Annotated in this window: 3 protein-coding genes and 2 pseudogenes; 3 read left to right on the plus strand and 2 right to left on the minus strand. The window is 58.3% G+C overall.

From position 1 onward, the window contains the following. Positions 1 to 208 (plus strand): annotated as a pseudogene (locus I6F16_RS37285) (aspartate aminotransferase family protein); the annotation flags it as partial. A 223-nt stretch (positions 209 to 431) separates the two neighbouring features. Continuing rightward, positions 432 to 1774, plus strand: a pseudogene (locus I6F16_RS37290) (IS5 family transposase). A 279-nt stretch (positions 1775 to 2053) separates the two neighbouring features. Here I6F16_RS37290 and I6F16_RS37295 read toward each other — a convergent pair. Both I6F16_RS37295 and I6F16_RS37300 read right to left on the minus strand, forming a co-directional pair. Further along, positions 2054 to 2311: a hypothetical protein gene (locus tag I6F16_RS37295; RefSeq protein ID WP_225174746.1), complete on the minus strand. Its 258-nt coding sequence runs from the start codon at positions 2309 to 2311 to the stop codon at positions 2054 to 2056. A 755-nt stretch (positions 2312 to 3066) separates the two neighbouring features. Continuing rightward, entirely contained in the window at positions 3067 to 3348 is a 282-nt protein-coding gene (locus tag I6F16_RS37300; protein ID WP_225174747.1) for a helix-turn-helix transcriptional regulator, read from the minus strand. Between the two features lie 463 nt (positions 3349 to 3811). Between I6F16_RS37300 and I6F16_RS37305 the strand changes: the two genes are divergently transcribed. Next, on the plus strand, positions 3812 to 4087 hold the full coding sequence (locus I6F16_RS37305) for a DUF2285 domain-containing protein (protein ID WP_225174748.1): 276 nt from the start codon (positions 3812 to 3814) through the stop codon (positions 4085 to 4087). Positions 4088 to 4797: the final 710 nt, after the last annotated feature.

The raw sequence follows: 4797 nt of genomic DNA on the forward strand, positions 1-4797 counted from the left end.
AACCCCGAATGACTACCGCGAGGCCTATCTCACGCCTGCCGGAGCAGGTCGAATGAAGGAGCTCGTACGCTTCTTTGCGGAGAACGGCATCGTCCTGCCGTATGGTGCTGCCGCATCGATCTCGACATCGATGGGCGCCGACGCTGAGTTCATCGTGGAGGTGTTCGCCGGCTTTCTCGATAGCCATCAAGACATTTTCGGCCGATAACGTTACGCAAAAGAACGCACTGTGTCAGCAGTGCTTTTCGGCATCATGATTGTTAGTCGTCCGTGGAGAGCGGCTAAGCGATTGAGCTAGAATCGCATTTGTCGTTGTGGACTGTTTTGCGATTGCAGGGTTTTGATGCTTCGGGCATCGGAACCTTGCAATTTCATTTTCAAGATTCCGTCGAATCGCCAGTCATGATTCCGTCGGCGCATCGGAGGTGGTGATGCGACCGAAGAAGCACAGGACGACGGGATCGGGCGATCTGTTCCGGGCCAGGCGGACCAGATCATCAATATGAAGCACGAGCTGGTTCAGCTCGCCGGTAAGGTCGATTGGGACTGGATCGACGGCGAGATCGCGCCGCTCTATAGCGAGAACGGTCGGCCGGGCATCGCGACCCGCTTCATGATCGGGCTGCTGTTGCTCAAGCACATTTACGGCCTGTCCGATGAGGGGGGGTGCGAGCGCTGGGTCCACGACCCGTATTTCCAGTACTTCACCGGCGAAGAGTTCTTCCAGCACGCGTTCCCGCACGAGCGCTCGGACCTGAGCCACTGGCGCAAGCGGCTCGGCGACAAGCTGGAACTGCTGCTGGCCGAGAGCTTGCGGGTGGCGCACGAGGCCGGCGCGTTACGCAGCCAGGAGCTCAAGCGGGTCACGGTCGATACCACGGTGCAGCCGAAGGCCATCACCTTCCAGACAGATGCCAAGCTGCTGCACGCGGCGACCAAGGGGCTCAACCGCCTAGCGAGGAAACACGGGGTCAAGCTGCGCCAGTCCTATCTTCGCATGGCCAAGACCGCGGCAATGATGGCGGGGCGCTACGCCCATGCCAAGCAATTCAAGCGGCATCAGCGGCAGTTGCGCCTCCTGCGCAGCCGGCTGGACCGGATCATCCGCGACATCCGCCGCAAGATCGAAGGGCAGGAAGCGCTCGAGAACGCGTTCGCCCTCCCGCTTGGACGGGCCACGCAGATCCGCTCGCAGCAGCAGCGCCAGCGCGGCTGGAAGCTATATTCCTTCCATGCTCCGGAGGTGGAGTGCATCGGCAAGGGCAAGGCCAGCGCGCCTTACGAGTTCGGGGTGAAGGCCTCCACGTCACCAACAACGCCGGGCTCCTGGGGCCTGTTCGTGCTGCACGCCAGGGCGCTGCCCGATAACCCGTACGACGGACACACCTTGCGGGACGCCATCGACCGCACCGAGACACTCACCGGCTGTGCGATCGAGCGCGCCTATGTCGACAAGGGATACCGCGGCCACGATGCGCAAAATCCCCGTCGCGTCTTCATCTCCGGCCAGAAGCGCGGCGTCTTCGGTATCATCAAGAGCGAGCTACGCCGCCGCTCCGCCATCGAGCCCATCATCGGACACCTGAAGGCCGAAGGTCACCTCGGCCGTTGCTACCTCAAGGGCCGCCCAGGAGACGCCGCCAACGTCGTCCTCTCAGCCGTGGGCCACAACTTCCGCCGCATCCTCGCCTGGCTCAGGAAGCTCTTGCGCTTCATCCTGATCGCTCTTTGGCCCGCCTTCGCAACCCCAGTCGCCCTCAACCCAGCTTGTTAACGGACGACTTGTTAAGATTCAATCAATGGGCCGATATCGACAGCTGTCACTTAAAGGTCGAAGATCCCCCAACTGGCGGCCTTGCAGAAAGATGTTCAGAATTCCTTGCGAGGATATGACATGGGTAAATCTGCGTGCCGATAGCGTCGGCGGAAGATCCGATTTTGTTCCCGTCCTCTTGGCGCAAGACCGACGTCCACGTTTTCGCTGCTCGTGATAGTCCAACAGCCACTTTGCATGCTTACATAAGAGCATGGCGGTCTGTTTTCGCTACGTTCGTCATTGCGCCGATTTATTAGGACCACGCTTCGTGCTGACTGTGGTAAAAACAAGTTCGATCTCGCGAGATACCTCCAGGATAGCTTCTGGATGTTGGCCATTCTCACAGAGTGCGTATTTGAGCGCTTGCGCGCGGCTCGCGAACAGGCCGCCAAAATGACCATTCTGTTCGCGGACGACCCAGTTGCCAAAACGATTCTTGCCAACAAAGACGGTCGAGCTCTTGCGGCGTCCGGAAGGAAATTCGACAACCTTCATGACCACATGCCCATGAGTTTGCGGCTTCGCCGTTTGGAAATCACCGCACCCTTTTCATGAAATCGGCTCGCTGCAGAGCACGAGCGGACCCAATCGCCTACGCGTTTGGTGCCCGAGACCATCCCCGTTTTCGGCTCGAATAGACAAGCCGGAACGCCTCGCTCAGTGTGCCCGCCTATGAGTTGTCCGCTTCAAGCAGCACGGCGCTATAGTGCCGCTTCTGATTAAAGTTGCAGCACTTTCCTTGATCTTGAAGTGCGCAACGAGCACTACGCGGAAGGTTCGCCGCCGCAGCGAAGCCAAGCGCAAACGGCGTCATTGCCATCGGGATTGTGAGCCAAGCTCGCTTGGCGCCTCCAGGCGCGACCGCACCGGTTCCGCGACGCGAGGTCGTGATATTTTGTGAGTGCTAGTGGGATAATTGGAGTACCTGTCGGACTTGGCATCTGCAGCTCCGTTCTTAGATCGCGAACGGCGGTATTCGTTCCTTTTCTAAGGGCCCTCTCGATTGTAGTCATCTGGCACGATTGTTGCTAATCGCGGTCACCGAATACGGCACCTTAGCCGCAAACCGGTCATCGATCTCGATGGCTAAGTCTACAGCAAGCACGAAGCGACTTCCGCTACCAATTCTAGTAAGAAAGATCGCTTTCACCTTCGCTGGAGACGAGGAAATGTGCCCTGCCGCCGTTTGCGGCAATTGCGACATTGATGTCTGCCTTGGGCAGCAAGCATAAACCCGTCGTCGAGGAGTACTATTTCGTTTTTCGACGTGAACGCGCCGGCTTGCGACCCTTACGCAAGGTCTTTGGCTGCGCCGCACCTTTGGGTGGTTGAAGAAAGAATTCAGACAAATGAACATCAAGCGTTTTTGCGATGCGTTCGAGAATATCGATTGTCGGGTTCTCCGATTGCTGCTCGATACCGCCCAAATAGGAGCGGTCCACCCGTGCATCATACGCCAACCCCTCTTGCGAAATACCGCGATCTACGCGGATCCGGCGCACATTCCAGGCGACAAGCGCACGAGCTTTCATGCGCTAAAGCAGCCATTCTGACGGCCCATCAAACCACTGGCTATAACCGGCCTATTGCGGTAGGTTCGCCTAGAATACAGATGAGCAGAGTCCGCGCGTAAGCTCAGTGAAAGAGCTGGTACTGGATCCAGACGCCGCTATGTCGCGACGGGCGAGCCAATGCTGACGAGCTATGACGAGACACATCCGATGTCGACCTCCTGATTCGGGCCGACGGCGCCGCACGCAGGACGGCAGTTCTGCTGACCGCGCTCTGCGTAACGAACTGCGATCAAATGCATTCTGGCGGCAGTCTGAGCGAGCGAAATCGAAGGGAACGACGGGAACAGGCGCTGCCAGCCACGAATTGTCTTTGGCAAGAAATGTTTCTGGAGACCGCGACAATCGGTTCTCTACGAAGAGACGCTGAGTACGGCTACCTCGCTTCAATCGATGCTTCTCAATCTGGTAGGACTTTCAGGCAGTGCCGCCCGATCCCAAGGTCGCAGATTCCGCGCCTAACGCGCCCCAGCTCACGCCGTATGACGAGCAACATGCCGTCACCTATATGCGTCTCCTCGATGCCGAGGCCGACAACGCTGATTGGCGGGAAGTTGCGCGCATTGTGCTTGGTATTGATCCCCTTGATCCGGATCGCGCCCGCCGTACTTTTGAAAGTCATCTGGCTCGCGCCAAGTGGGCGGCGCGTCAGGGCTTTCGGCATCTCCTGCAGCGCGGTTGGCCGAAGAGTGAGGAATGAATGCGTTTGAAAAAGTCACTTCTGTTGATGTCCGATCACAAGACTCGATTGTCCCATCGCGGAACCGCATAAAGAGCGAATGCTTGTATCTGCACAGCCAGAAATAGTCGCATTTCTCGGGCTGCAATTCCTTGCATGCGTTAAAAACATACCGGGAGAGTAGTACGATGCCGGGTGCAGACTGGAAATCAAAAGAAGCCTATCCTGGCCAGGAACGCAGAAGCTGCGGACATAGCTTGGGAGTGGCTGCGCCGCAATTGCGGGTACCAAAGGGACTATATGGCCCTAACCGCCAGCGAATGATCCGTCGCGATGGCGGACCTCGTCCGACAGCAGTGGGGGCTGTCTTTTGCAGCTGATCCGCAAGAAACGTTCGAACAACAAGCCAGTTTCTGAGCGCCTGAAGTGCTATCGACCGTGCTGTCCGTGCGCGCGGCTGTCGGCTCAACGGCGTCCCAACCGTACGATCTGGATTTCACCAAGCCAGCGGGCAGGGAGCTTCGTTACGCCGGATGGATGGCATGCCATCGTGGCACTGGGGGAGCGAAGCATCGCCTGTGGCTCACGCAAACTTCCATCGGGTGCCTCATCGGTTGCTGTCGACCTGCCGCTCGATCGCAATTTCGAGGTTCGTTTGCGGGCAGCTCATCGACTTTCGCTGGCGCTCGAACGGCGGCCCCTTGGACCACCTGCTCTGGCGCTGCCAATCT

This window comes from Bradyrhizobium sp. IC4060 (genome assembly GCF_020193715.1).
Classification (GTDB): domain Bacteria; phylum Pseudomonadota; class Alphaproteobacteria; order Rhizobiales; family Xanthobacteraceae; genus Bradyrhizobium; species Bradyrhizobium yuanmingense.